Here is a 24,313-nt window from a genome sequence, read left to right on the forward strand (position 1 = left end):
TGACTTATCAGGCAGGTTACCCCATGCAGTTCAGCGAATTATTGGCAGCGATTTCCACCCATGCGATCCGTCTGCAACTGGAAGAAGGCGACCTGATCATCCTGGGCGATGACGAAGCGCTGGACGATGCGCTGTGGGATCAATTGATCGCCCACAAGCCCCGGTTGCTCGAACTGGTGGCCGAACATGGCGGCGACTGGCTGAGTCCGGCCTACCGCATCACCCCGGACATGCTGCCGCTGGTCAGCCTCGACCAGGCAGCCATCGACCGGATTGTCGCCGCCATCCCCGGCGGCGCGGCTAACGTGCAGGATATCTACCCACTGGCGCCGCTCCAGGAAGGCATGCTTTACCACCATCTGTCGGCGGAGCAGGGCGATCCGTACGTGTTGCACGCGCAGTTCGAGTTCGACAGCCGTGGGCGTCTGGAGGCCTTTGCCGAGGCGCTGCAGTGGGTGATCGATCGCCACGACATCCTGCGTACCTCCATGGTCTGGGAGCGTCTCGATGAGCCGTTGCAGGTGGTGTGGCGCAAGGCGGTCCTGTCATGCGAGGCGGTTGATTTCGATCCGCGTAGTTATCGTATGGACCTGGGCCAGGCGCCGTTGCTGCGCCTGGTGTTTGCCGAGGATTCGCTCACTGGGCGGGTGGCCGCGACCCTGCTGTTCCACCACACCATTCTCGACCACACCGCCCTGGACGTGGTGCGCCATGAAATCCAGCTGTACCTGGCCGGCGAGCACGCCCAGGCGGGGGAGCCGGTGCCGTTTCGCAGCTATATCGCCCAGGTACGTCATGGCGTCAGCGAGCAGGCCCACGAGACGTTCTTCCGCGAGATGCTGGCGGACATCGATGAGCCGACGCTGCCTTTCGGTTTGCAGGACGTGCAGGGTGACGGCCTGGGCATTGACGAGGCACGCATCCCCGTCGACAGCCTACTGAGCCGCCGCCTGCGTACCCTGGCACGCCCCCTTGGCGTCAGCGTGGCCAGCATGATGCACCTGGCGCTGGCCCGCGTTTTGGGCGTGGTCTCCGGGCGTGACGCAGTGGTGTTCGGCACCGTGATGCTCGGCCGCATGGGCGCTGGCGAGGGTGGTGAACGGGCCCTGGGCATGTTCATCAACACCTTGCCCCTGCGTGTGGATGTGGGCGAACAGGGCGTGCGTGCCGGGGTCAAGGCCACCCATGAACGCCTCACCACCTTGCTCAACCACGAACATGCATCCCTGGCGCTGGCTCAGCGTTGCAGTGGCGTGGCGGCACCGACGCCGTTGTTCAGCGCCATGCTCAACTACCGCCACAGCGCCGCCACGGACATGGCCGAGGTGATCGAAGTCGCTGAGGGCATCCGTGTACTGGGCGCCGAGGAACGCACCAACTACCCGCTGACGGTCAACGTCGATGACCTGGGTGAAGACTTCGCGCTGACCGTGATGGTCGACGCGTCTATCGGTGCCGAACGGGTCGCCACTTACCTGCACACCGCCCTGGCAAGCCTGGCAGGCGCCCTGGAGCAACGACCGGACATGCCGCTCAGCGGCCTGAACATCCTGCCCGACACCGAACGCCACACTCTGCTGCACCGCCTCAATGAAACCTCCGCGCACTACGCCGACACCGCCTTGATCCATCAGCAAGTCGAAACCCACGCCGCCGCCCAGCCCGAAGCCATCGCCTTGCGCTTCGACAACCAGCGCCTCACCTACCGCCAACTCAACGAGCGCGCCAACCAGGTTGCCCATCGCCTGTTGGCCCAAGGCATCTGCCCGGACGACCGCGTGGCGATCTGCGTGGAACGTGGCCCGGAGATGATCATCGGCTTGCTGGGCATTCTCAAGGCCGGCGCGGGCTATGTGCCGATCGACCCGGCTTACCCGCTGGAGCGCATCGCCTATACCTTGGCGGATAGCGCGCCTGTGGCCGTGCTGGTGCAAGCCAACACCCGTCATCTGGTCGGCGACCTGCCGCAGATCGACCTCAATGGCTTGCGCGGTGAGTCCCTCGTCAACCCACGCGTCACTGTCAGCCCGGCTCACCTGGCCTACGTGATCTACACCTCCGGCTCTACCGGCCAGCCCAAGGGCGTGATGATTGAACACCGCCAGGTCGCTCGACTGTTCACGGCCACCGAGCACTGGTTCGGTTTCAACGCCAACGATGTGTGGGCGTTGTTCCATTCGTTCGCCTTCGATTTCTCGGTGTGGGAAATCTGGGGCGCGCTGATGCACGGCGGCCAGTTGCTGATCGTGCCGCAACTGGTCAGCCGTTCGCCGGATGAATGCTATTCGCTGCTGTGCGAGGCGGGCGTGAGCATCCTCAACCAGACGCCGAGCGCCTTCCGCCAATTGATTGCGGCCCAGAGCCAGCACCCGCAATCCCATTCCTTGCGCCAGGTGATCTTCGGCGGCGAGGCGTTGGAGCCGGGCATGCTCAAGCCGTGGTACGCCCGGGCGATCAACGCTGGCACGCAATTGGTGAATATGTATGGCATCACCGAAACCACCGTGCACGTGACCTATCGCGCCCTGGAGGCGGCGGATGCGCAATTGGTCGGCGTCAGCCCGATTGGTGTGCGCATTCCCGATTTGCAGTTGTACGTGCTGGATGCGCGTCGCGAGCCGCTGCCGTTGGGGGTGGTCGGTGAGTTGTACGTCGGCGGCGCCGGGGTGGCGCGCGGTTACCTCAACCGTGAGGCGCTGACCGCCGAGCGTTTCCTGGCCGACCCGGCCACCGGCCAGCGCCTGTACAAGACCGGCGACCTCGGCCGCCTGCTGGCCGACGGCAGCGTCGAATACCTGGGCCGTAACGATGATCAAGTGAAGATCCGCGGTTTCCGCATCGAACTGGGCGAGATCGAAGCCCGCCTGGCAACTGCCTCTGGCGTGCGTGACGCGGTGGTCATCGCCCGTGAAGACGAGCCGGGTGACAAGCGCCTGGTGGCCTACGTGATCGCCGAAGGCGAATGGCAGGCCGCCGACCTGCGTGACCACCTGCTGCTGAGCCTGGCCGAGCACATGGTGCCCAGCGCCTTTGTGCAGATGGACAAATTCCCGCTGACCACCAACGGCAAGCTCGACCGCAAGGCACTCCCCGCGCCGGATGCCGACGCCCTGGCCCGTCGCGGCTACGCAGCGCCACAAGGCGCGGTGGAAACGGCCATCGCCGCGATCTGGCAAGACCTGCTCAAGCTCGACCAGGTCGGCCGTGACGACAACTTCTTCGAACTGGGCGGCCATTCGCTGTTGGCGGTCAAGCTGATCGAGCGCATGCGCCAGGTCGACCTCAGCGCCGACGTGCGCGTGCTGTTCGGCCAACCGACCCTGGCGGCACTCGCTGCCGCTGTGGGTGGGCAACAGGAGGTGCAGGTCCCGGCCAACCTGATTACCCAGGCCAGCCAGCACATCACCCCGGACATGGTGCCCTTGGTGGAACTGGACCAGGCGGCGCTTGACCATATCATCGAGAACGTACCCGGCGGCATCAGCAACGTGCAGGATATCTACGGCCTGGCGCCGTTGCAGGCCGGCATTCTCTACCACCACCTGGCGACCACCGAGGGGGATCCCTACGTATTGCAGGTGCAGTTCAGTTTCAATGATCAGGCGGCGGTGGACGCGTTCATCCAGGCATTGCACAGCGTGATCGAGCGCAACGATATCCTGCGCACCGCGATTCTCTGGGAAGGCCTCAACGAGCCGGTGCAGGTGGTCTTGCGCCAGGCAACACTGGCCGTTGAGCGTAGCGACGAGTCTCTTGCCCAACTGCAAAAACGCTTCGACCCGCGTCACTTCCGCCTCGATTTGAGCCGCGCTTCACTGATGCGCTTCGCCTACTCGCAAGAGCAGGGCCGTTTGGTCGGCATCCTGTTGTTGCACCACATCCTGCTGGACCACACCGCGTTGCAGGTGCTGGTGGACGAAATGAGCGCCAGCCTGTCCGGCCACAGTGCGCAATTGCCCGACGCCGTGCAGTACCGCAACTATGTTGCCCAGGCGCGACTCGGGGTCAGCCAGGCGCAGCACGAAGCGTTCTTCAGCGAAATGCTCGGCGATATCGATGAGCCGACCCTGGCCTTCGGCCTGCAGGACGTGAATGGCGACGGCAGTGGCATCCTTGACGCCCACCTGCCGCTGGAGCCGGCGCTCAGCCTGGGTTTGCGCGAACAGGCGCGGCAACTGGGAGTGAGCACCGCCAGCCTGGTGCATTTGGCCTGGGCCCAGGTGCTGGGGCAGGTGTCCGGCCAGCAGGACGTGGTGTTCGGCACCGTGTTGCTCGGCCGCATGCAGGGCGGCGAGGGCGCCGACCGCGCGCTGGGCATGTTCATCAACACCTTGCCGCTGCGGGTCAGCCTCGGCACTGTCGGTGTGCAAGCCGGCGTGCGTGCCACCCATGCACGCCTGGCGCAATTGCTCGGGCATGAGCACGCCTCATTGTCCCTGGCCCAGCGTTGCAGCGGCGTGCCGGGTTCGCTGCCGCTGTTCAGCACCTTGCTCAACTATCGCCACAGTGCACCGGGGGAGGCGCCGGGGGACAGCCCATTCGCCGCCTCCGGCATCCAGATTCTCAGTTCCGAAGAGCGCAGCAATTACCCGCTGGTACTCAACGTCGATGACCTGGGCACAGGTTTTGCGCTGACCGTCCAAGGCGTGGCGACCCTGGATGTGCAACGCGTGGGCGACTACATGCTCACCGCGCTGCGCCACCTGGTGGCCGCATTGCAGCAGGCGCCGACCACACCGTTGCAGGCAGTCTCGATCCTGCCGGCTGCCGAGCGCCATCAGTTGCTGGTGGACTTCAACGCCACCTCCCGTGAATACCCGTCGCAGCTCACCGTACACCAGCTATTCGAAGCCCAGGCGCTGGCCCGTCCGGAAGCCGTGGCGGCGGTGCATGGCCAGTTGTCCTTGAGCTACCGCGACCTCAACCGGCGTGCCAACCGCCTGGCCCATCACTTGCTCAGCCAGGGCGTGCAACCGGGCGAAAGCGTGGCGATCGCACTGCCGCGTTCCCTCGATCTGCTGATCTGCCAGCTGGCGATCCTCAAGTGCGGCGCGGTGTATGTGCCGCTGGACGTCAACGCGCCGGTCGAGCGCCAGGCGTTTATCGTGCAGGACAGCGGTGCGCACCGGGTGCTCAACAACCTGGCGGACCTGAACCTGGACGCCCAGTCACCGCGTAACCCTGAACTGCGGCAGTCTGCCGAAAGCGTCGCCTACATCCTCTACACCTCCGGCTCCACCGGGGCGCCCAAAGGCGTGCAAGTGCCGCACCGTGCGATCTCGCGCCTGGTACTCAACAACGGTTACGCCGATTTCAATGCGCGTGATCGCGTGGCGTTCGCCTCCAACCCGGCGTTCGACGCGAGCACCCTCGACGTGTGGGCGCCGTTGCTCAACGGTGGCTGCGTGGTGGTGGTCGAGCATGCGGTGCTGCTGTCCCAGGCGGCGTTTGCGTCGTTATTGCAGGAGCAATCCGTCAGCGTGTTGTGGATGACCGCCGGGTTGTTCCACCAGTACGCCGACGCGCTGATGCCGGTGTTCCGCCAGTTGCGCTACCTGATCGTTGGCGGCGATGTGCTCGACCCGCAGGTGATTGGCCGCGTACTTGAACACGGCAAACCCCAGCACCTGCTCAATGGCTACGGGCCCACCGAAGCCACCACCTTTTCCACCACTTTTGAGATGACCTCGGTGGGCGAGGGTGGCATTCCCATCGGCCGGCCGATTGCCAATGCCCAGGCCTATGTGCTGGACCCACGCCAGCAACCCGTACCGTTGGGCGTGGTGGGCGAGCTGTACATCGGTGGCGCGGGCGTGGCCAAGGGGTATTTGAACCAGCCGCAACTGACCGCCGAAAAATTCATCCCGAACCCGTTTGGTGAAGGCTTGCTGTACCGCACCGGTGACCTGGCCTGCTGGCAGGTCGACGGCACCTTGCTGTACCAGGGGCGCAATGACCTGCAGGTGAAGATCCGTGGTTTCCGTATCGAACCGGGCGAGATCGAAACCTGCCTGGCCAGCTTTCCGGGTGTAAAAGACGCCGTGGTGCTGGCCCGTGAAGACGAACCTGGCGACAAGCGTCTGGTGGCCTACTACACCGCCCGTGAGCCGTTGGACATCGAAACACTGCGCGCCCACCTGCAAGGCCAACTGCCGGATTACATGGTGCCGTCGGCCTACGTGTGGCTGGCGCTGTTACCGCTCACCGCCAACGGCAAGCTCGACCGCAAAGGCCTGCCGGTGCCCGACCAGAGCGCGCTGCTCAGCCGTGGTTTCGAAGCGCCGGAAGGCGAAGTGGAAACCCAGCTGGCGCAGATCTGGCAGGATGTGCTCAAGCTCGACCGCGTTGGCCGTCACGATCACTTCTTTGAGTTGGGCGGGCACTCGTTGCTGGCGGTCAGCCTGATCGAGCGCATGCGCCAGGTCGGCCTGAGCTGCGACGTGCGTGTGTTGTTCAGCCAGCCAAGCCTGGCGGCGCTGGCCGCCGCCGTGGGCAGTGGCCGGGAAGTCGTGGTGCCGGCCAATGGCATTCCAGCGGGTTGTACCCAGATCACGCCGTCGATGCTGACCCTGGTGCAGCTCGACCCGGTGGCCATCGAACGAATCGTCGCGAACGTGCCGGGCGGTGCGGCGAACGTGCAGGACATTTATCCGCTGGCGCCGTTGCAGGAAGGCATTCTTTACCACCACATCAGTGCCGAACAGGGCGATCCGTACCTGCTGCAATCGCGCATGGCATTCGACAGTATCGAGCGCCTGCACGCTTTCATGGGCGCGCTGCAACAGGTGGTGGCCCGCCATGACATCTTGCGTACCGGCGTGGTCTGGGAAGGGCTGGACAGCCCGGTGCAGGTGGTGTGGCGCCAGGCGCAGCTGGTTGTCCAGGAGGTTGCCTTGGACCCGGCGGACGGCGGCGTCATCGAACAATTGCACGCGCGCTTCGACGCCCGCCATTACCGCCTGGATATCACCCAGGCGCCGCTGCTGCGCATGGTTTACGCCCAGGATCCGCAACACAACCGCGTCGCGGCGATCCTGCTGTTTCACCACTTGGCGCTGGACCACACCGCCATGGAAGTCGTGGGCCAGGAGATGCGCGCGTTCCTGTTCAACCCGGCGCAGGACTTGCCCGAGGCGGCGCCGTTCCGCAACTACGTGGCCCAGGCGCGCCTGGGTGTCAGCATGGAGGAGCACGAAGCGTTCTTCCGCGACATGCTCGCTGACGTGGATGAGCCGACCCTGCCGTTCGGTGTGCGAGACGTACAGGGCGATGGACGTGACATCGAAGAAGCCGAATGGCCGGTGGATACAGCCCTGGCCCGGCGGGTGCGCGAACAGGCGCGGCAGTTGGGCATCAGCGCGGCGAGCCTGATGCACCTGGCCTGGGCGCAGGTACTGGGTCTGGTGTCTGGGCGTGACGAGGTGGTATTCGGCACCGTATTGATGGGCCGCATGCAAGCCGGTGACGGCGCGGACCGTGCGCTGGGCATGTTCATCAACACCTTGCCGCTGCGGGTCAATGTCGCAGCGCCGGCTGCGGTTGCGGTCAAGGCGACCCATGGGCGCCTGAGCGCCTTGCTTGGCCACGAACATGCGTCCCTGGCGCTGGCCCAGCGTTGCAGCGGCGTGGCGAATGCTTCGCCGTTGTTCAGTGCCTTGCTCAACTACCGCCACAGCACGCCTGGAGAAATGGCTCGCGACGGCCATGGCATCTGGGAAGGGGTGCAACTGCTCGGTGGTGAGGAGCGCAGCAACTACCCGCTGACGTTGAGTGTGGATGACCTGGGCGAAGGCTTCGGCCTGACCGTATTGGCGCTGCCGCAGATCGGCGCCCAGCGGATGTGTGCCTACATGCATAACGCCATCGAGCAGTTGGTCGAGACGCTGGAAAGCGCACCCAAGACCCCTCTCAGTCAATTGCCGATCCTGCCGGCAGCGGAGCGCGAAACCTTGCTGCGCGAGTTCAATGCCACCGCCAGCGATTTCCCCACGGGCCACACGGTGCATGGGGCTTTCGAGATCCAGGCCGAGCGCCAACCCCACGCCATCGCCGTGGTGCAAGACGGCGAATCGCTGACCTACCAACAGCTCAACACACGTGCCAACCAGTTGGCCCATCATCTGCTGCAACAGGGCGTACAGCCTGATGACCGTGTCGCCCTGTGCTGCCGTCGCGGCCCGCAGATGCTGGTGGGCTTGCTCGGCATCCTCAAGGCCGGTGCCGGTTACGTGCCCGTCGACCCGGCGTATCCTGCCGAGCGCATCGCCTACCTGCTGAAAGACAGCGCGCCTGTGGCGGTGTTGGCCGAAGCCAGTACTCGCGATCTATTGGGCGGGGTTGCCACCCTCGACCTGCACGATCCGCGCTTGCAGCAGCACGCCGTCAACAACCCGCAACTCGGCACGCTGACCCCGGACCACTTGGCTTACGTCATCTACACCTCCGGTTCCACCGGCCAGCCCAAAGGTGTGATGGTGGAGCACCGTACCGTGGAAAACCTGGTGCACTGGCACTGCGAGGCCTTTGGCTTGGATGCGACGGGCCACACCAGCAGCGTCGCCGGTTTCGGCTTTGATGCGATGGCCTGGGAGGTCTGGCCGGCGCTGTGCGTGGGTGCCACCCTGCATCTGCCACCGGCCGATGTGGGCAATGAAAACATCGACGAGCTGCTCGCCTGGTGGCTGGCGCAACCGCTGGACGTCAGCTTCCTGCCAACGCCTGTGGCCGAATACGCCTTCAGCCAGAACCTGCAACACCCCACGTTGCGCATTCTACTGATTGGCGGTGATCGCCTGCGCCAGTTCACCCAGGAACGCCGCTTTGCAGTGATCAACAACTACGGCCCCACCGAAGCCACGGTAGTTGCCACCTCCGGCCGCGTGCGCGCCGGGCAGGTGCTGCATATCGGCCGGCCCATCGCCAATGCCAGCGTCTACCTGCTGGACGCGCACTTGCGTCCGGTGCCGGTGGGGGGGGCGGGCGAGTTGTATGTCGGCGGCAGCGGCGTGGCGCGCGGTTACCTGAACCGTCCGGACCTGAGCGCCGAACGCTTCCTGCAAGACCCGTTCAACGAGGGCCGCATGTACCGCACCGGCGACCTGGCGCGCTGGTTGCCGGATGGCAATATCGAGTACCTGGGGCGTAACGATGACCAGGTGAAAGTGCGTGGCGTGCGGGTTGAACTGGGTGAAATCGAAAGCCGCCTGGCCGCACTGGATGGCGTCGCTGAGGCGGTGGTGCTGGTGCGCGAAGGGCGCTTGATTGCCTGGTTCACCGAACAGCAACCGTTGGATATCGACACCCTGCGCGCGCAACTGCAAGGCCAGTTGCCGGATGCCCTGGTGCCGGTCGCCTACGTGAAGCTGCATGCATTGCCCCTGACTGCCAACGGCAAGCTCGACCGCAAGGCGTTGCCGGAACCGGATCAGGCGGCGTTGCTGACTCGCGAGTACGCAGCCCCCCAAGGCGAGGTTGAGAGCACCCTGGCGCGTATTTGGGCCGAGGTGCTGCACGTGCAGCAGGTCGGGCGTCATGACCACTTTTTTGAACTGGGCGGCCATTCGTTGCTCGCCGTCAGCCTGATCGAACGCATGCGCCAGGTCGGTCTGAGTGCCGATGTGCGTGTGCTGTTCAGCCAGCCGACCCTGGCGGCGCTGGCGGCAGCCGTGGGCAGTGGGCGCGATGTGTCGGTGCCGGAAAACCGTATTCCGGCGGCCTGTCAGCGCATCACCCCGGATCTGTTGTCCCTGGTGCAACTCGACCAGTCGACGATCGACCACGTCGTCGCCCAGGTGCCCGGTGGCGCCGCCAATGTGCAGGACATCTACCCGCTGGCGCCGCTGCAGGAGGGCATTCTCTACCACCACATCAGCGCAGGGCAGGGCGACCCTTACCTGCTGCAATCGCACCTGGCGTTCGACAGCCTCGACCGCTTGAATGCCTTCGCCCAGGCGCTGCAACAGGTGATCGACCGTCACGACATCCTGCGCACCGCCGTGGTCTGGGAAGGCCTGGCCCAGCCGCTGCAAGTGGTGTGGCGCAAGGCCCGCTTGCAGGTGCAGGCGGATGAGATCGACCAGTTGCACCAGCGCTTCGACCCGCGCCAGTACCGTGTGCCGATGAATCAGGCGCCGCTGATACGCCTGGTGTACGCGCCGGACCCGGCCAACCAGCGCGTGGTCGCGATCCTGTTGTTCCACCACATTGCCCTCGACCACACCGCCCTCGACGGCGTACGCCACGAGATGCAAGCCAGCCTGCTCGGGTTGCCACAGCCTGCCGGTGACGCGACGCCTTACCGCAACTACGTGGCCCAGGCGCGATTGGGCGTCAGCGAGGAGGAACATGAGCAGTTCTTCCGTGGAATGCTCGGCGATATCAGCGAACCGACCCTGCCATTCGGCCTGCAGGACGTGCGCGGCGACGGTAATGCTATCGAAGAGGTCCAGCTGAACCTGGCCTCAACCCTCAACCAGCGCTTGCGCACCCAGGCGCGCTTGCTCGGTGTAAGCGCCGCCAGCTTCTTCCACCTGGCCTGGGCGCGGGTGCTCGCCAGCACCTCCGGCCAGGAAAACGTGGTGTTCGGCACCGTGCTGCTGGGGCGCATGCAAGGCGGCAAAGGCAGTGATCGCGCGCTGGGCATGTTCATCAACACCTTGCCGCTGCGCGTGGATGTCGATGGCAGCGGCGTGCGCGTGGCGGTCAAACAGACCCATGCGCGACTGACCGCATTGCTCGGGCATGAACACGCATCCCTCGCCCTGGCCCAGCGTTGCAGCGGTGTCGCCGCGCCGCAGCCGTTGTTCAGCGCGATGCTCAACTATCGCCACAGCGACAGCCAGCAGGCGCCGGTGTCCCAGGCCTGGGAAGGCATCCAGACCCTGGCCAGCGAGGAGCGCACCAACTACCCGTTGACGCTGAACGTGGACGACCAGGGCGACGGCTTCCGCCTCACTGCCATGACCGCGAAGTCGATTGGCGCGCAACGCCTCTGCGGTTATCTGCAAGTGACCTTGCAGGGGTTGGTCGAGGCACTGGAGCAGGCGCCGCAGTTGGCGGTCAATCGCCTACCGGTGCTGGAGGCTCAGGAGCGTCAGCAATTGCTGTCGGGTTTCAATGCCACCGAGGTGGCCTATGACCTCGACCAGACCCTCCACGGCCTGTTTGAAGCGCAAGTGACGCGCACACCGGACGCCATCGCCGTCAAGGCAGGTGAGCTGGCATTGACCTACGCCGAACTGAATGCGCAAGCCAACCAGCTGGCGCATCACCTGATCGAAATGGGCGTTCAAGCCGATTCGCGGGTCGCGATCTGCGTGGAGCGTGGCCTGGACATGGTGGTCGGCCTGTACGCGATCCTCAAGGCCGGTGCGGCCTATGTGCCGCTGGACCCGGCGTATCCGCTGGAACGTATCGCCTACATGCTGGAAGACAGCGCGCCTGTTGCGGTGCTGGCCCAAGGCGCTACGCGTGGTTTGCTGGGCGACGCGCCGGTGATCGATCTGGACCGCCCGACCTGGCAACACCACGCCATCGACAATCCCCGCGCACAGGCCCTCAGCGCCTACGTGATCTACACCTCCGGCTCCACCGGCCAGCCCAAGGGCGTGATCAACGACCATCCCGGCGTGGTCAACCGCTTGTTGTGGATGCAGGACGCCTACGCCCTCAAGGCCCACGACCGGGTGTTGCAGAAAACCCCGTTCAGCTTCGACGTGTCGGTGTGGGAGTTCTTCTGGCCGCTGTTCGCGGGGGCCTGCCTGGTCATGGCGCGTCCTGGCGGGCATAAAGACCCGGCCTATCTGTGCGAGGTGATCGCCGCCGAACAGATCACCACGTTGCATTTTGTACCGTCGATGCTCGACGTATTCCTGGCCCACGGCGATGTCAGCCAGGCGGCCGGCCTGCAACGGGTGATGTGCAGCGGCGAAGCGTTGCCGGGCAGTCTTGTGAGGCGCTTCAAGCAGCAACTGCCGGGCATCGGCCTGTACAACCTGTACGGCCCGACCGAAGCCGCCGTCGACGTGACCGCCTGGAACTGCGCGCGCCCGGACGTGCCGGACAACACGCCGATTGGCAAACCCATCGCCAACACCCGCATGTACGTGTTGGATGAGCAAATGCAGCCGGTGCCCCTGGGCGTGGTGGGCGAGTTGTTCATCGGCGGCGTGCAGGTGGCGCGGGGCTACCTCAATCGTCCCGAGTTGACCGCCGAACGTTTCCTCAAGGACCCGTTCACTGATGGGCGCCTGTATCGCACCGGCGACCTTGGGCGTTACCTGCCCGACGGCAATATCGAGTACCTGGGCCGCAACGACGACCAGGTGAAGATCCGTGGCCTGCGTATCGAACTGGGCGAGATCCAGGCGCGACTGCTGGAACATCCGCAGGTCAACGAAGCCGCGGTGGTGGCCCGCGATGAACGGCTCGTCGCCTACTACACCGGCGTTCGGGTAACGGACCTGCGCGAACACCTGCTGCAACACCTGCCGGACTTTATGGTGCCCGCGCTGTTCGTGCACCTTGACGCGTTGCCGTTGAGCCCCAACGGCAAGCTCGACCGCAAGGCGCTGCCGGCGCCGGGCAACGAAGCCTTGACCGTGCGCGAGTACGAGGCCCCGGTGGGCGACACCGAAATGCTCCTGGCGCAGCTCTGGGCCGAACTGCTCGGCGTGGAGCGGGTAGGGCGCCAGGACAATTTCTTTGAATTGGGCGGGCACTCGCTGCTCGCCGTAAGCTTGATCGGGCGCTTGCGCCAGGAAGGCATGGAAGCCGATGTGCGTGCGTTGTTCGAACAGCCGACCCTGGCTGGCTACGCCGCGATGACTGAACGAATGGAGATCGTCCTGTGAGCATTCACGAACTGCTGGCGACGCTGAAGACCAAAGACGTACAACTCGCGCTGAAGGGTGAGCAGTTGTCGGTGCTAGGCAACAAACAAGCGCTGAGCGATCCGGTGATTCTTGCCGCCTTGCGCGAACACAAGCCGGCGTTGATCGAACTGATCAAGGCCGGCGAGTATTCGGCCGCCAACGAGGTGCCGGCCAATGGCATCCCGGCCAACGCCGAACGGATCACGCCGGCCATGTTGACCCTGTCCGAGCTGAGCCAGGAGGAGATCGACCGCATCGTCGCCACAGTCGACGGCGGCGTGGCGAATATCCAGGACATCTACCCGCTGGCGCCGCTGCAGGAAGGCATTCTGTTTCACCACGTCAGCACCGAGCAGGGCGACCCTTATGTGATGCAGTCGCAGTTCGCCTTCGACAGCGTCGAGCGCTTCGACGCGTTTGCCCTGGCCCTGCAAGGGGTGATCGACCGTCACGACATCCTGCGCACCGGCGTGGTCTGGGAGGGGTTGCAACAGCCGTCGCAAGTGGTGTGGCGCAGCGCGCATCTGCCGGTACAGGCGCTGGAACTGGACCCGGCTGACGGTGATATTGCTGCCCAACTGCACGCGCGGTTCGATGCTCGCCATTTCCGGCTGGACGTGACCCAGGCGCCGCTGCTGCGCCTGGCCTGGGCGAAGGACCCGGCGCAGGGGCGCATCGTCGCGATGCTGCTGTTCCATCACATGGCCCTGGACCACAGCGCCCTGGAAGTGGTGCGCCATGAAATGCAGGCGTTCCTGCAAGGCCACGCCGGGCAACTGGGTCACGCCGTGCCGTTTCGCAACTATGTTGCGCAGGCGCGGCTGGGTGTCAGCGAGCAGCAACACGAGGCGTTTTTCCGGCAGATGCTCGGCGATGTGGTCGAGCCGACCTTGCCCTTCGGCTTGCAGGATGTGCAGGGCGATGGCCGTGACATCAATGAACTGGATTGGCCGCTGTCGGACGCACTCAACCAGCGCCTGCGCGCCCAGGCTCGATCGCTGGGCGTCAGCGTTGCCAGCCTGTTCCACCTGGGCTGGGCCCAGGTACTGAGCGTGCTGGCCGGCAAATCCCAAGTAGTGTTCGGCACCGTGCTGATGGGCCGCATGCAAGGCGGGCATGCCACGGACCGCGCCTTGGGGATCTTCATCAACACCTTGCCGTTTCGCGTGGACGTGGCTGGCGACGACCTGCGCAGCGCGGTCAAGGCCACCCACACGCGACTCACCGCGCTGCTGCGCCACGAACACGCGCCCCTGGCGTTGGCGCAAAGGTGCAGCGGGGTGGTGGCTCCGACGCCGTTGTTCAGCGCGTTGCTCAACTATCGCCACAGCGGCACCGGTACCAGCAGCGAAGCCGTGGCGGCGTGGCAGGGCATCGAGACATTGCGTTCGGATGAGCGCACCAACTACCCGCTGACCCTGAGCGTGGATGACCTGGGCGATGGGTTTATCCTGCGTCTGCTGGCGACCACCCAGGTCGATCCGCAGCGTGTCTGCGCTTACCTGCAAACCGCCCTGGATAACGTGGTGACCGCGTTGGAGCAGGCGCCACACACCGCACTCGACCAAGTGTCGGTACTACCTGCCGATGAGCAGCAGTTGTTGTTGGAACACTTCAACGCCACCCGGGCGGATTTTCCCCAAGGCACCACGCTGCACGCTCGCGTCGAAGCCCAGGCCGTGCTCACGCCGGACGCGATTGCCGCTGTGCATTCGGGCCGTCAACTGACCTATGCCGAACTCAACCAGCAAGCCAACCTGCTGGCCCATCACCTGCTGGCGCTGGGGGTCAAGCCGGACGACCGGGTTGCCATCGTTGCGCGCCGTGGCCTGGACACCCTGGCCGGCCTGCTGGCAATCCTCAAGGCCGGCGCCTGTTATGTGCCGGTAGACCCGTCGCACCCGGCCGAGCGCCTCACGTATCTGCTGACCGACAGTGCCCCGGTGGCGGTGCTGACCCAGCATGCCTTGCTCGAGCGCTTGCCGGCCCTTGAAGTGCCGGTGATCAACCTTGACCGCTACACCTGGCAGCATCATTCAGCGAGCAACCCCAAGGTAACGGTCAACCCGTCCAACCTCGCCTATGTGATCTACACCTCCGGCTCCACCGGCCTGCCCAAAGGCGTGATGGTAGAGCATCACACCGTGGCCAACCTGGTGGACTGGCACTGCAACGCCTTTGACCTGCGCGCCGGGCGCCACACGGCCAGCGTCGCCGGGTTCGGCTTTGATGCAATGGCCTGGGAAGTCTGGCCGGCGCTGTGTGTGGGCGCGACGCTGCACCTGCCACCGGCCCATGACGGCGCCGAAGATATCGACGCACTGTTGGCCTGGTGGTGTGCGCAGCCGTTGGACGTGTGTTTCCTGCCCACGCCAGTGGCCGAGTACGCCTTCAGCCAGCAGATCGAACACCCGACGCTGCGCACCTTGCTGATCGGTGGCGATCGCCTGCGCCAGTACAACCGGGCGCAGCGCTTTGACTTGATCAACAACTACGGGCCTACCGAAGCCACGGTGGTTGCGACTTCGGGCAAGGTCGAGGCCGGCCAGCCGCTGCATATCGGCAAGCCCATCGCCAATGCCACGGTTTACCTGCTCGATGAGCAACAGCGCCCCGTCCCATTGGGTGTAGCAGGGGAGTTGTACGTGGGCGGCAAAGGCGTGGCGCGGGGTTACCTGAACCGCTCGGAACTCACTGCCGAACGCTTCCTGCAAGACCCGTTCAGCGCCGGGCGCATGTACCGCACTGGCGACCTGGCGCGTTGGTTGCCAGACGGCAATATCGAGTACCTGGGACGCAATGATGACCAGGTAAAAATTCGCGGCATGCGCATCGAACTGGGTGAAATCGAAACCCAGCTCAACCAAGTGGCAGGTATCCAGGAAGCTGTGGTGCTGGTGCGGGAAGAACGGCTGGTGGCGTATTTCACCGAAAACCGTCAACTCGACCCATTGGCTGTGGGCGACATCCGCGCCCATCTGGTGGCGCACCTGCCGGACTACATGGTGCCGGTCGCCTACGTGAAGCTGGACGCGTTGCCCCTGACTGCCAACGGCAAGCTTGACCGCAAGGCCTTGCCGGCGCCGGACATGGCCGCCGTGTTTACCCGCGAGTACGCCGCTCCCGAAGGCGAAATCGAAAGCGTGCTGGCGCACATCTGGGCCGATGTGCTGCACGTCGAGCGCGTCGGGCGTCGCGATCACTTCTTCGAACTGGGAGGGCACTCGTTGTTGGCGATGCGCATGGTCTCGCAGATCCGCCAGCGACTGGGCGTCGAGTTGCAGCTCGGCGATTTGTTTGCCAATGCCGAACTGGCGGCCGTCGCCGAGGTGCTGGCCCGGTCCGGCCGCAGCACCTTGCCGGATATCCTGCCGGCCAATCGTGATGAGCAGGTGCCGCTGTCCTTTGCCCAGCAGCGCCTGTGGTTCCTGGCGCTGATGGAAGGCGCCAACACCGCCTACAACATTCCTATCGGCCTGCGTTTGCGTGGGCAGTTGCATGTCGAGGCACTGCAAAGGGCGCTCGCCCGTATCGTCGCGCGCCACGAAACCCTGCGCAGCCGCTTCGCCCAGCATGGCGATGACGCCCAGGTGCTGATCGTGCCCGCCGAAGATGTACTGCCCCTGCAAGTGCAGGACCTGCGCCGCCACCCGCAACCCCAGCAGGCGCTGGATGCGTTGATCCACGGCGAGGCTTCGGCGCCGTTCGACCTGGAGCGTGGCCCGCTGCTGCGCGGGCGCCTGGTGGTCATGGCCGACGATCACCATGTGCTGCTGCTGACCCTGCACCATATCGTTTCCGATGGCTGGTCCATGGGCGTGCTCACCCGCGAGTTGATGGCGTTGTATCAAGCCTTCAGCCACGGCCAGCCCGATCCATTGCCGCCGCTGCCGATCCAGTACGGCGACTTCGCCGTATGGCAACGCCTGTGGCTCAGCGGCGAAGTGCTGCATCGCCAGAGCACCTATTGGCAGCAGGCGCTGGCCGGCGCGCCGGCCTTGCTCACTTTGCCCACTGATCGCCCGCGCCCTGCGCAACAGGACTACGCCGGCAGCAGTGTCGAGGTGCGCCTGGACGAACGCCTCACCGCCGGGCTCAAGGCCTTGAGCCAACGCCACGGCACCACCTTGTACATGACCTTGATGAGCGCCTGGGCATCTTTGCTGGCGCGGCTGTCCGGGCAACAGGACGTGGTGATCGGCTCGCCCGTCGCCAATCGCACGCGCAGCGAGGTGGAAGGGCTGATCGGCCTGTTCGTCAACACCCTGGCCGTGCGCATCGACACCTCCGGCGAGCTGAGCACCGAGGCGCTGCTGGCGCGGGTCAAGGCGCTGGCGCTGGAAGCCCAGGCCCATCAAGACCTGCCGTTTGAGCAGGTGGTAGAAATCACCCGGCCGCCGCGCAGCCTGGCCCACAGCCCGCTGTTCCATACGCTGTTGACCTGGCAGGACAGCAGCGCGCCGACCCTGGCCTTGGGCGACCTGGCCCTGGAAGGCATCGTCGAGAACAGCCATTTTGCCAAGTTCGACCTGTCCCTGGACTTGAGCGAAGTGCAGGGCACGATCATCGGCGCGCTGGAGTACGCGGTGGCGCTGTTCGATGAGTCGACGGTGCAGCGTTACGTCGGCTATTTCACCCGCGTGTTGCAGGCCATGGTCGATAACGACCAGGCGGTGCTGGAGCAGGTGCCGCTGGTGGAAGAGCGTGAACATCAGCATTTGCTGTTCGACTTCAACGCCACCGAGGTGGCCTACGACCTCGACCAGACCTTGCACGGTATGTTCGAACAGCAGGTGGCGCGGACACCGGATGCCGTCGCCGTCAAGGCTGATCACCTTGTATTGACCTATGCCGAGCTGAACGCGCAGGCCAACCAGCTGGCACATCACCTGCTGGAAATCGGCGTTCAGCCCGATTCACGGGTCGCTATCTGTGTGGAACGCGGCCTGGATATGGTTATCGGCCTGTACGCGATCCTCAAGGCGGGTGCCGCCTATGTGCCGTTGGACCCGGCGTATCCGCTGGAGCGCATCGCCTACATGCTGGAAGACAGCGCGCCGGTCGCGGTGCTGGCCCAGGGCGCGACACGCGGGTTGTTGGGGGATGTGCCGGTGGTCGATCTGGATCGGCCGACCTGGCAGCACCAACGTCAAGACAACCCCGGTGTAGAAGGCGTCAGCGCTTACGTGATCTATACCTCCGGCTCCACCGGCCAACCCAAGGGCGTGATCAACGACCATCCCGGCGTGGTCAACCGCCTGTTGTGGATGCAGGACGCCTATGGCTTGCAAGCCCATGATCGTGTCTTGCAGAAAACCCCGTTCAGCTTCGACGTGTCGGTGTGGGAGTTCTTCTGGCCGCTGTTCACTGGCGCTTGCCTGGTGATGGCGCGTCCTGGCGGCCATAAAGACCCGGCGTACCTGTGCGACGTGATTGCGGCCGAGCGGATCACCACGCTGCACTTCGTGCCGTCGATGCTGGACGTGTTCCTGGCCCATGGCGATGTCAGCCAAGCCAAAGGGTTGGTGCGTGTGATGTGCAGCGGCGAAGCTTTGCCGGGCAGCCTGGTGCGGCGCTTCAAGCAACAATTGCCGGGCAGCGAACTGCACAACCTGTATGGCCCGACCGAAGCCGCCGTCGATGTGACCGCGTGGAACTGCGCCGGGCCGGTAACGCCGGACAACACGCCGATCGGCAAACCGATCGCCAACACCCGCATGTACGTGCTCGATGCACAGATGCAGCCGGTGCCTTTGGGTGTGGTCGGCGAGTTGTTCATCGGCGGCGTGCAAGTGGCGCGCGGCTACCTGAACCGCCCTGAATTGACTGCCGAGCGCTTCCTCAAGGACCCGTTCACCGACGGTCGCCTGTACCGCACCGGCGACGTGGGCCGCTACTTGGCGGATGGCACGATCGAGTACCTGGGACGCAATGACGACCAGGTGAAAATCCGTGGCCTGCGCATCGAGCTCGGGGAAATCCAGTCGCGCCTTACCGACTATCCGCCGGTCAACGAAGCCGCCGTGATCGCCCGCGACAATCGTTTGATCGCCTACTACACCGGGGTGTTCAGCGAGATCGACGCGTTGCGTGCGCACCTGCTGCAGCACCTGCCGGAGTTCATGGTGCCGGCCATTTTCGTGCACCTCGACACCTTGCCCCTGAGCCCCAACGGCAAGCTCGACCGCAAGGCCTTGCCTGCGCCGGGCCTGGAGTCGGTGGTGGTGCGCGAATACGAAGCGCCCCAGGGCGACACGGAAATCGCCTTGGCCAGCCTGTGGGCCGAGTTGCTCAACGTGGAGCGCGTGGGCCGTCACGACAACTTCTTCGAATTGGGCGGGCACTCGTTGCTCGCGGTGAGCCTGATGGGGCGCATGCGCCGCCTCGGGTTGTCGGCGGATGTGAAGGTGTTGTTCGGTCAGCCGACCTTGTCAGCCTTGGCGGCGGCCTTGGGCGGTGGTCGGGAAGTGGCGGTGCCGGCCAATCGCATTGCCGCCGATTGCACCGCGATCACGCCGGATATGTTGCCGTTGGTTCAACTGGATCAGCCATCCATCGAGCGTATCGTCGCCTGCATTCCGGGCGGCGCAGGCAATGTGCAGGACATCTACCCGTTGGCGCCGTTGCAGGCCGGCATGCTGTATCACCATCGTGCGGTACAGGGTGCTGACGACTATGTGCTGCGCGCGCAGTTTACATTCGACAGCCAACAGCGCCTGGAGGCGTTCGCCCTGGCCTTGCAGGCGGTGATCCAGCGCCACGACATCCTGCGGTCGTCGTTCCATTGGGACGGCCTGGAAGAACCGGTGCAGGTGGTGTGGCGCGAGGCGTCGCTGCGTGTCGAACGCGGCGTGGTGCCGGAACGGCTTGATCTGTCGCAAGCCCCGTTGATGCGCCTGGTGGTCAATGCGGACAGTGCCACGTTGCTGTTTCACCACCTGGTGATGGACCACATCGCCCTGGAGATTCTGCAACAGGAGATGCAGGCGTTCCTCATGGGCACTCAACACACCTTGGGCGTGGCTGTGCCGTATCGCAACTATGTGGCCCAGACCCGCGTGGGTGCAGAGGATCACGAAGCGTTCTTCCGCGAAATGCTCGGTGATATTGATGAGCCGACCCAGGTCGAACGCCTGGGCGAAAATGAGCAGATTCAACGCCCACTGGATGCGGACTTGAGCCAACGCCTGCGCACCCAAGCGCGGCAATCCGGCGTCAGCGCCGCCAGCCTGATGCACCTGGCCTGGGCCCAGGTGCTGGGCAAGGTCTCGGGCCGCGACAACGTGGTGTTCGGCAGCGTGATGCTCGGCCGCCTGCAAGGCGGTGAAGGCGCCGAGCGGGCCATGGGTGTGTTTATCAATACCTTGCCGCTGCGGGTCGACCTGGGTGAGCACTCGGTGCGCGACGCACTGCGGGCCACCCACGCACGTCTCAGTCAATTGCTCAGCCATGAGCAGGCGCCACTGGCGTTGGCCCAGCGTTGCAGCGGCGTGCCGGCGGCGACGCCGCTGTTCGACACGTTGTTCAATTATCGTCACAGTGCGCCGCAGGCTGCCAGCGAGGCGTGGCAAGGCATTCGGATGCTCAAGGCTGAAGAACACAGCAACTTTGGCCTGTCAGTGAGCGTGGATGACCTGGGCGACGGTTTCTTCCTGAAAGTCGTGGGGCAGGGCGCGCGCCGGTTGTGCAGCTACTTGCAAGTTGCCGTGGAACAGGTGGTGCAGGCGTTGGAGCAGGGCAGCGCGATGGGCATCAGCCACTTGCCGATCCTGCCTGCTGCCGAATGCCAGCAACTACTGGAGTTTAACGCCACCACGCGACCATTCCCGCGTGAACACACGGTGCAACGCCTGCTCGAAGCCCAGGCCCAGGCGCGTCCTGGCGCATTGGCGGCGCTGCATGGTGGGCAGTCACTGAGTTATGGCGAGCTGAATTCCCGCGCCAATCGCTTGGCCCATCACCTGCTGGGCCTTGGGCTGCGTCCCGGTGACAACGTGGCGATCCTGTTGCCGCGCTGCCTGGACCTGCTGATCAGCCAACTGGCCGTGCTCAAATGCGCCGCCGCCTATGTGCCGCTGGACATCAACGCACCCGCCGAACGCCAGGGCTTCATGGTCCAGGACAGCGGCGCGGCCTGGTTGTTGACCCGCAGCGATATTGCCGTCGACTACGGTGTACAACGGTTGGACCTGGACACCTTGGTCCTCGACCCACAACCCAGCCACAACCCCGACCTGTCGCAGTCCTCGGACAGCGTGGCGTACATCATGTACACCTCCGGTTCCACCGGCACGCCCAAAGGTGTGTTGGTGCCCCATCGCGGCATCACGCGGTTGGTGATCAACAATGGCTACGCCGACTTTAATGCCAGCGACCGCGTGGCCTTCGCCTCCAACCCGGCATTCGACGCCAGCACCATGGACGTATGGGGCCCGCTGCTCAACGGCGGCCAGGTGCAGGTGATCGACCACGCCACCTTGCTGGATCCTGCAGCCTTAGGCGTAGCCTTGGCGGATGTAACGGTGCTGTTCGTCACCACGGCATTGTTCAACCAGTATGTGCAGCTGATTCCCCAGGCCCTGGCGGGCTTGCGCATCCTGCTGTGCGGCGGCGAGCGTGCCGACCCGGCCGCCTTTCGCAGCCTGTTGGCCCAGGCGCCTGCGTTGCGCCTGGTGCATTGCTATGGGCCGACCGAAACCACCACCTACGCCACCACCTATGAGGTGCGCGTGCTGGCTGAGGACGCCGACAGCGTGGCGATTGGTAGGCCGATTTCCAACACGCAGATTCATGTGCTGGATGCGCACTTGCAGCCGGTGCCCATGGGCGTGACCGGTGAAATCTGCATCGGCGGGGATGGCGTGGCGCTGGGGTATCTGAATCGACCTGATCTGACCGCTGAAAAGTTTGTGCAGGATCCGGTGAATTTGCACGCCTTGATGTACCGCACCGGCGACCTTGGCCGTTGGACGGCGGACGGCCTGCTGGACTGCATCGGGCGCAATGACGATCAGGTGAAGATCCGAGGTTTCCGCATCGAGCTGGGCGAGATCGAAGCGCGCCTGGCGACCTTTGTCGGTATCCAGGACGTGGTGGTGCTGGCTCGCGAAGATGCGCCGGGCGATAAGCGCCTAGCCGCGTATTTCACCTGGGCTGATCAGCCTGTCGACCTCGACAGCGTGCGCGCCTATCTGCAAGGCCAATTGCCGGAATACATGGTGCCGTCGGCCTTGGTGCCGCTGGACCACCTGCCGTTGACCGCCAACGGCAAGGTCGACCGCAAGGCCTTGCCGGTGCCGGCCCTGGAAACGTTCAATCGCCGTGAGTTCGAGGCTCCGGCCGATGGGCTGGAACACACCCTGGCCCAGCTATGGGCCGAGGTGTTGAAGCTGGAACAGGTCGGTCGTCATGACAGCTTCTTCGAGTTGGGCGGGCATTCATTGCTGGCGATCCGGCTGGTCAACCTGATGGAAGAAGCGGGGTTGCAGGTGTCCCTGGCTGAGCTGTTCCAGCATGCCAGTGTGGCGTCCGTTGCCGCGATGCTGCGTCAGCGTACGGATGAGCCGGTGCGTGACACGTCGGTGATCACGGTGCGCAGGGGTGGCTCGCAAGCGCCGCTGTTCCTGGTCCATGAGTTCAGCGGCATGGACGTGTACTTCCCGGCGCTGGGTCAGCATTTGCCGGGTGACTATCCGATCTACGGCTTGCCAGGCGTGGCGCTCGGCGAACCGCATCTGAACACGATGGAGGGTCTGGCTGCGCGGCTGGTCGGGTTGATCCGAGGCGTTCAACCCCATGGGCCTTACCGGGTTGCCGGCTGGTCGTTTGGCGGGGTGCTGGCCTATGAAGTGGCGATGCAACTGCTGGGGCTGGATGAACCGGTGGCGTTTCTCGGTTTGATCGACAGCTACCTACCGCGCATGACTGACCAGGGCAAGGCGCGCTGGAGCGGGCCGGACGCGCTCAAGCGGCATTTGCTGTTGCAGTGCACGGCGTACTGGAAAACACAGGGAGGTGTGGATGAGTTGGCGAGCCTTGGGCAGTTGGAGGCGCAGGTTGGACAGTTGGACTTTGCAGGCTTGCTGCAACGTTGTCGCGATGAAGGTGTGCTGCACGCGCAAATGGCAGCGGCGACGGACGCGGACCTCTTGAACTACATCGAGCGGGAAGTCGGTCACGGGCATGCGTTGGCGCATTACAGCCTGTTTCCGTTGCCGATCGCGGTGCATCTGTTCAGTGCGAGTGAGCGGCCGACCGAGTTGTCGCGGCGCAGTGAAACCTTGGGGTGGAATGAGGTGTTGGCGCCGGGGCAATTGCGCCAGGTGGCGGTGCCGGGGGATCACCAGAGCATGATGCAGGCGCCGCACATCCAGGCATTGGGCCAGGCGATGGCTGAGGCCTTGGTGACATGCACGCCGCAGGTTCAGGCCCCGCATCATCCCTTGCTGCGGATTCAGAGTGGCCGGGCAGGGTATGCGCCGGTGTTCTGTGTGCCGGGGGCGGGGGACAGCGTTACCGGGTTTATCGGTTTGAGTGAGGCGTTGGGACGCGACTGGCCGTTGTTTGGTTTGCAGCCGCGCGGGTTGGACGGTGAGGCGGTGCCCCATAGCCAGGTGGAAGCGGCGGCGGCTTGTTACTTGAAGGCGTTGGAGCAGGAGTGTCCGCAGGGGGCGGTGCATTTGGTGGGGCATTCGTTTGGGGGCTGGGTTGCGCTGGAGATGGCGTTGCGGTTGCAGGCGGCGGGGCGGGAGGTGGCTTCGTTGACGGTGATTGACAGTGAGTCTCCGGAGCGCGCCGTTAGGCCTTATACGACGACGGCGGCGTTGGTGCGGTTGATTGAGTCGATGCAGTTGTCTGCGGGGAAATCGCTGGGGATAGATCTGGAGAATTTTTCCGGGAGTGATGAGGTGGCGCAGCGGCGGCAGTTGCATGCAGGGATGGTCGGCGTTGGTCTGTTGCCGGGGCGGTCGGCTGTGGATGCGATGGATGGGCCGGCGCGGACTTATGCGGCGGCGTTGCGCACGCGGTATCGGCCTGGGTTGCGCTTTAACGGGGTGGTGAGGTTGGTGTTGGCTGAGGATCCGGCGTTGGATGCGGCGGGGAATCAGCGGGAGCAAGGGTTGATGGTTGAGGGGTGGCGGCGGCAGGGGAGTGGGTTGCAGGTTTGGTATGGCGGGGGGAATCACTTTACGTTGCTCAAGGCGCCCAACGTTTTGGGGTTGGCGCGGTGGTGGTTGGATGGGGTTGTTGTTGGGGAGGTGGTGTCTTGAGCGGGTTGTTTGGGTACATATCCGTTTCTTCGGTAACGGCTACTTATGGTTCCGCTCTTACAGCGGGTCACTTTTGGAAGGACCCAAAAGTAACCAAAAGGTCCTCGCCCCACCACTCGGCACCTCGCCTAGGCTCGGTGTGCCCTCACTCCGGCTTGAATCCGTGGGCCG

2 protein-coding genes are annotated in these 24,313 nt (G+C 64.7%); both read left to right on the forward strand.

Translation table 11 applies throughout. The features are described 5' to 3' along the window. The first annotated feature begins 23 nt into the window (after positions 1 to 23). The gene (locus tag WH299_RS12270) at positions 24 to 12,851 is read left to right on the forward strand and encodes an amino acid adenylation domain-containing protein (protein WP_339550376.1); all 12,828 of its coding nucleotides are present in this window, start codon (positions 24 to 26) and stop codon (positions 12,849 to 12,851) included. Next, positions 12,848 to 24,142 (forward strand): amino acid adenylation domain-containing protein, encoded by an 11,295-nt coding sequence (locus WH299_RS12275; protein WP_339550377.1) that lies wholly within the window; start codon positions 12,848 to 12,850, stop codon positions 24,140 to 24,142. The genes WH299_RS12270 and WH299_RS12275 overlap by 4 nt, the downstream gene beginning before the upstream one ends. The last annotated feature ends 171 nt before the right edge of the window (positions 24,143 to 24,313 follow it).

The organism is Pseudomonas sp. MYb541 (genome assembly GCF_037479595.1).
GTDB classification, from domain to species: domain Bacteria; phylum Pseudomonadota; class Gammaproteobacteria; order Pseudomonadales; family Pseudomonadaceae; genus Aquipseudomonas; species Aquipseudomonas canadensis.